9 protein-coding genes are annotated in these 5,962 nt (G+C 33.2%); 7 read left to right on the forward strand and 2 right to left on the reverse strand.

Translation table 11 applies throughout. From position 1 onward, the window contains the following. The first annotated feature begins 84 nt into the window (after nucleotides 1-84). The 4 genes from A7456_RS03130 (at nucleotide 85) to A7456_RS03145 (ending at nucleotide 3,490) form a co-directional block, all read left to right on the forward strand. Nucleotides 85-1,365, forward strand: a complete 1,281-nt coding sequence (locus A7456_RS03130; protein WP_067007506.1) for a replication initiation protein — start codon at nucleotides 85-87, stop codon at nucleotides 1,363-1,365. Nucleotides 1,366-1,442: 77 nt separating this feature from the next. Continuing rightward, on the forward strand, nucleotides 1,443-1,916 hold the full coding sequence (locus A7456_RS03135; RefSeq protein WP_067007508.1) for a hypothetical protein: 474 nt from the start codon (nucleotides 1,443-1,445) through the stop codon (nucleotides 1,914-1,916). A 32-nt stretch (nucleotides 1,917-1,948) separates the two neighbouring features. Beyond that, entirely contained in the window at nucleotides 1,949-2,500 is a 552-nt protein-coding gene (locus tag A7456_RS03140) for a hypothetical protein (RefSeq protein ID WP_145916051.1), read from the forward strand. Between the two features lie 231 nt (nucleotides 2,501-2,731). Then, a complete protein-coding gene (locus A7456_RS03145; protein WP_158512470.1) occupies nucleotides 2,732-3,490 on the forward strand; it encodes a type IV secretion system DNA-binding domain-containing protein in 759 nt (252 codons plus the stop codon). A gap of 75 nt (nucleotides 3,491-3,565) precedes the next feature. Here A7456_RS03145 and A7456_RS03150 read toward each other — a convergent pair whose 3' ends face one another. Together A7456_RS03150 and A7456_RS03155 are read right to left on the reverse strand one after the other, a co-directional pair. Further along, entirely contained in the window at nucleotides 3,566-3,850 is a 285-nt protein-coding gene (locus A7456_RS03150) for a virulence factor (RefSeq protein ID WP_067007517.1), read from the reverse strand. A gap of 1 nt (nucleotide 3,851) precedes the next feature. After that, on the reverse strand, nucleotides 3,852-4,058 hold the full coding sequence (locus A7456_RS03155; protein WP_067007520.1) for a DUF5397 family protein: 207 nt from the start codon (nucleotides 4,056-4,058) through the stop codon (nucleotides 3,852-3,854). A gap of 292 nt (nucleotides 4,059-4,350) precedes the next feature. Between A7456_RS03155 and A7456_RS03160 the strand changes: the two genes are divergently transcribed. From A7456_RS03160 to A7456_RS03170, 3 genes are all read left to right on the forward strand, one after another. Next, entirely contained in the window at nucleotides 4,351-4,611 is a 261-nt protein-coding gene (locus A7456_RS03160; protein ID WP_067007523.1) for a hypothetical protein, read from the forward strand. Between the two features lie 61 nt (nucleotides 4,612-4,672). Then, nucleotides 4,673-4,999 carry a hypothetical protein gene (locus tag A7456_RS03165; protein WP_145916052.1) on the forward strand — a complete coding sequence of 109 codons (327 nt, stop codon included), beginning with the start codon at nucleotides 4,673-4,675 and terminating at the stop codon, nucleotides 4,997-4,999. Nucleotides 5,000-5,004: 5 nt separating this feature from the next. Next, a complete protein-coding gene (locus A7456_RS03170) occupies nucleotides 5,005-5,328 on the forward strand; it encodes a type II toxin-antitoxin system RelE/ParE family toxin (RefSeq protein WP_067007529.1) in 324 nt (107 codons plus the stop codon). Nucleotides 5,329-5,962 lie beyond the last annotated feature (634 nt).

Genomic DNA, 5,962 nt, shown 5'->3' on the forward strand with positions numbered 1-5,962 from the left:
CACCCCCCTATTATCCAGTAGAATTATTATTGACTTTTGGATAATAAAAAATATAATACTTACATCAGTTTTTTTGGATAAAATATGAATAAGCAAGACAAAAAGCCACTTACAAGAACCCCCCAAGAACTTGTACACATCAAACACAGTATTTCCGCAAGGCAATATAAATACTGGTTCTTGCTTCTGAAAGCCTATAAGGAATTGATAGAAGCCAACACACAAGCAGACAAGGACGGATTTTATAGCGTTTCTTTGTCTGATATTTCAAACCTTATGGGCTATGAACCAGTAAAAAAGGAACTCAAAGCAGACCTTGAAGCCTTACGCCAACAACCAATCATCATCAATTATTTAGAAAAAGACGGCAAACCAGTAACTCACGGTATGGGTTTTTTGTCGGAGTGGAAAGTTAGTAGCACAAAAATTTCTTTTAAATTACCGTCATTTATTGAAAAAGTCGTACAAGGCAATTTAGAAGCGAAACAAATGTTTTTACTTCTCAACTGGGATATTTTTAATTCTTTTGGGGGAAAATATGAAGCCATTATTTATAAACTTTGTAAGGACTATATAGGGGTGGGGCGTACGCCATATTTTACCGTTGAAGAATATAGGGATTATATTGGATTAAAGGAAAATGAATACAAACAATTTTTTAGATTAAATGAATGGACTTTGACAAAGCCAATTAAAAATATCAATGATAATGAAATGTCTGATATTTTGGTAAGGGTGGTTTTAGAAAAGAAAGGTGTTAAAGTTATTGGTTTGCATTTTGAAATGGAATACAAGGCTACTACACCAGTTTTAGAAATTGCACCCATTGAACCAAATCCAGCCTTTGAAAAGTCCTTGATAACCATACCACCAAATAAGCAACTGGAATATTTAGGGCAATTTTCAGAAGACCAAATAAAGGCGATTATTGACCGAGCCAACGGCTATATAGACAAGTTAAAGGCGGACGGCAAAAAGGCGAGCATTGGGGCGATTTATAACAAGGCTTTTTTAGAAAGTTGGGGGCTTGATAACTGGGAAGCCGAACAAAAAGCAAAGGCGGAAGCGGACGAGAAAAAACGCCAAGAAAAAGCAAAGAAAGAAGCCGAAGAGAAAGCCAAAAAGGAAGCGGAAGAGCGAGAACGGCAGGAAAGGGCGGAGCGTGAGCGGTGTTTTTCCGTGTTTGAAGCCTTGCCACAGGACGAACAAGAAGCGATTTTAGACGAGATAGAACAGACGATAAAGCAAACTATACCATTCTTTTTGACGGGCTTTAAAGAAGACCGAAAAAACGGTTTGAAGCCTTACAAAAAACCGCCCCATTGCTTTACATTGGTTGGCATCATTCATTCAAAAAATTTGTAACATTTTGTTACAAATTTTTATATTGTTCAAAAATCTTAAAAATGATTTAATAAAATTTTGTTTATAGGGGTGTAAAAATGTATTCCAGTAAGCTAAAAACCTATTTAATTTTTTATGTAATTTCATTTTTGATTTTGTTTTTATTTCGTATTTTTGTAGTAAAAGAAGCATTATCTTTGTCTTTTATGTTCGCTTTTATGTTTTCTTTTGTTTTCCCTTTTTTCTTTTATGTGATTGGTTTGCATAAAATTTTAATAAATTATTTTGATAATCAATATTATGCCAAACAAGATGAAATAAATTTCCAAAAAAATTTAAGGCGTGAACTCCAAAGAAAAAGGGCTTTATCTGAAATAGATAATGAAAACCTACACTATCAAAATCAATTAAGAATTGAATATATTGCCCAAGTCGCTCAAATACATTTACATCAATATTTGGCGAATATGTACCAACAGGCGATTATCAATAACAGCACACAAAACGAATTAACCGCCCAAAAGCAGTTATTAGAACTTGAAGCAGAATTGAAAAAGCAGGGGTTAATATGAGCCATTTTTCCGATTATATCGCCCAAAGGCGTTTGGATTTACAAACGCAAAGCCAATCACTCAATGAGCGTAAATTCGCCACAGAACAAGCCAATTTTAATAGAAAATTGCAGGCTGATTTTGAAAATGAACAAAGAAGAAATGAAGCCAATATTCAAATTGCCAAAATTCAAGCCCAAAATAATTTGGAAGTAATGGCGGTTCAAAATTTATTAAATTGCTTAAATGATACACAAAAATTTTTTCAAAATGAAATTGCCAAACAGACCGCCTACCAGTTAGAAATGCAAAAAATCGCCCACGAAACAAGGGCAACTAGTTTACTTGAACGGCTTAAAAATAATGCAGAAATCAATAGAATAAAATTACAAGCCAAAAACCAAATAGAACAGATGATTTTGGAAAATCATCTGAAAAAAGACTTTTTAACCTTTGAAAAATATTGTCAAATATTTTTCCAGTTGTTAGAGCTTGAACTGGGCTTAAATGTTTTGGAAGCGAATGCCCAAAATGTTGAAGCCTATGTGAAGCAAGCGTATGAACAACTGGGGTTAAAAAGTGGCTATTCTCCCTATGGGGAATGAGAATAGACAAAGTGAATGAATATTTTATAATAAATATTTGATTTTATTAGGTTTTTAATTATACTACTCGCTATATTATCGCTATAATACAGCGAGAAAAAGGCGATATTATCGCAAGAGTAAAGCAAAATGAACGAAGTTACATACTCTGATTTTTATTGCGAATATGAATACCAATACAATTTGGATTTATTGGGGGATTATTTGAATGAAAATTCGGAGCGGTTTAATGTGCCAAATTTTGAAAAATTTTTATTTCAAAGAAATACCCCATTAAAAAAACCTGATAAGCTAAACAAAAGTTTATTAAATGCCACCAATGAACTACAACAACAGGTATTTGATGAAGTTTATCGCCAAGCGGTTTTTGACTATCATTTAAATCTTAAAACCTATGAAAAAGCCTTTTATCTTCAAGAAATTTTGAAGAAATATGAAACCACAAAATACGGTTACGCTTACTATTTGACAGAAAATTTCAAAAATATTACACCCTTTTTGAAGCGGTCAAATAAACTTCCCATAAGCGAAAATAATAGGCGTTTGCATACCTACATTACAGGCGGAACAGGGAGTGGAAAAAGTGAAGCCATAAAATCCCTAATTTGGCATTATTTAACAAGAGATAAAAGAACTGGGCTTATTTTATTATCGCCTAATGGGGAAATTTGTGAGCAAGTCGCCAAATTTTGGGTAAATATAGAAAATAACCGTCTGATTTATATTGAGCCAAATTTGGACGGATTTTTTCCGTGTTTAAATCCTTTTGATGTGCCAAACAAAGATAATTTAACCGATATTGAAGCGGAAAAGTATGCCGAAGCCTTTCGCTCCATTTTTGAAGAATTATTAAAGGGCGAATTTACCGCCCAAATGAATACGCTTTTAATGGCGGTTTTGCCTGTTTTGTTCAAATACCCAAATGCCAGTATTTACGATTTAATCCACTTTTTAGGTGGATTTTTCTTTACAGAAAGTATCTTGATTTGATTTTAAAAATTGTATATAATTTTTCGTTTTTTTAAATTAAAAATCCCAATCTAATTAGATTGGGATTTTTTGCAATTAGAACTCTTCCTTAAAGAAAGAATTAAAGTTAGACCACTGTTCAACTTTAAAAGCCCTAATATCTCTAACAGACGCACTAAACCACGATAGCCTACTTAAAGAAACCATCGCTTTTGTAACAAGTTCCATATTCTCATTCTCGGTTACATACAAACTACCTTGAATACGATTGAAACTAAATTTATTCAAAATAATTTCAATATCAGAATATGCCTGTCTTACACCTTTTGGGTGGTGTTTTTCTACTTCTTTTACGAGTAAGTCAAATCCAATAGCGTACATATTATTCAGCCTCTGGGTCTAATAAAATTTCATTGAGTGGGTAGTAATCTTTACGACCACTTTGCAAAAACTCAATTTCCACCAAAATTTTCCCATTATCCAAAGTTTCCGTTTTATCAGAAACAATGTATGGATTGCCAAACTCCCCGATAGTTCTAATAGAACCGACTGGAATGCTTGTATTTTCTTGTAAAGTCAATGTTGCCATAACTATTACCTTTTGTTGAAGTTAAAGATATTTATATAATATGAAAGCATTTTAAAAAGTCAAATTAATTTAAAATTTTATAACAAACATTTGATTTTATTAAAATTTTTTATACACTGTCCACCAGTACAAAACCATACAATCAAGAACAATTTAAAAAACACTATGAACATATCACAAGCAAGCAAAGAATGGGGCGTATCAAGAACCACCATTTACGCTAAAATCAAGGATTGAGAACTGACAAAAACACCGCAAGGCGAGATAGACCCAAGCGAGATGATACGAGTGTTTGGACACGCCAAACAAAAATGAACACCGTCTAAAATACAACAAAGTACACCCAAAAACAGTCAAGAATACACCTTACTTGAACAAGCCCTACACTTTGAGCCGCACCAAAGACCTACAAAACCGCTTAACAGAAGCCACCGAACGCATACACGCCCAAGAAAAGCAAATTTTTGAGTTACTGGCAACCATTAAAGATCTTTCCCAAAGTGTAAAATTACTTGAAGCACCAAAACGCAAAAAATTTTTAGGAATTTTTTAAAAAGATTTGATTTTTCTAAAAAAATTGATAGAATATTAAAAGTTAATAACTTTTAATAACTATGAGTAATACAGCTATGCCACACCTAGCAACCGCCCCAAAACCCCAAAAAGAACGCTTATCACTTGTTTTGGACTTTGACAAAAAACAAGCCTTAACCGAAATCGCCCAAAAACAAAACCGCTCATTAAATTTTGTGGTGCTTGAAATGATTGAAAAATCTTTGCAAGAAGCACAGGAAGAAGCGGAATATCAAAGTTATATTAAAAACCGTGTAATGCGTGCATATAACGAGATGAAAGAGAATGGCTCACAGGGTGTAAGTAGTGCCAAAGCCAAAGAAATTGTAATGCAAAGAGTAAGAGAAAGACTAGAAAATAATAAGTAAATCCTATGAATAACATCACTTACACGGTGGTTTATGAACCACGAGTTTTGGACGCATTAACGGAAATTTCTTTTTACTATGCAGAAAAAGGTGGTCAAGAACTGGCTGACAAAATGTTTGATAACATCGTTATGCAGTTGGACAAGTTAGAATTTATGCCCTTTGGTTGCCAAAAAACCGATTTTTGTGAAGACATTAGACGAATGGTTATTAAAACACCGCCTTACCTTGCTTACTACACTGTTGTGGAAACACAAGTACGAATTTTGGAGCTTATTCACGCTTCCAAAGACCAAGATTTAATCCGTCAAAAATACGAAAATTTTTAAATTTTTAAAAACGCTCTAAAACGCTCATTTTAGGGCGTTTTTTGTTTGGGTGGTGGGTAAGTACCACCCAAGCCCCTAAAACGCCAAGAAAACCCCTTTACGCTCATTTTAGGGCGTGTTTCAGACCAACCCACCGCCAAAAAATCGGGCGGGCGGAACTTTTTCAAAAAAATTAAAAAAATCCTTTGGTTTCTAAGTCAAAAAATTCAGTTTTTCAAAAAATGCGTTTTAAGGGGGTTTTTAGCGTTGTTTTTGGGTTGGGTGGTATGTTTATACCTTTTTGCTTCTAAAATGAAAAATAGGGCGGTTTCTGTGCGTTTTAGAGCGTGTTTTATTTGTTATCTGTGATTGAGTTTTCAAAAAATCCATTTTTTGCCAAAAATTTTCAAAAAAATCAATCAATTTTTGATTTTTAATTAAAAAAATTAAAAAAAGTAGTTAGTAGCCCCCTTTGGGGGTTGGGGGAATTTTTAAAAATTTTCAGAATTTTTGGTTTCCCTACTAACTACTTTTTAAAGTAGTTAGTTAGTAGTAATATTTTAATATATTTTAGAGCAAAATTTTTTTGCAAAATTTCCTTTAAAATCAATGATAAAGGCTGTGGAAAATTTTTTTATTATCCAGTAAAACACCC

The sequence above is a fragment of the Moraxella nonliquefaciens genome (genome assembly GCF_001679005.1).
GTDB classification, from domain to species: domain Bacteria; phylum Pseudomonadota; class Gammaproteobacteria; order Pseudomonadales; family Moraxellaceae; genus Moraxella; species Moraxella nonliquefaciens.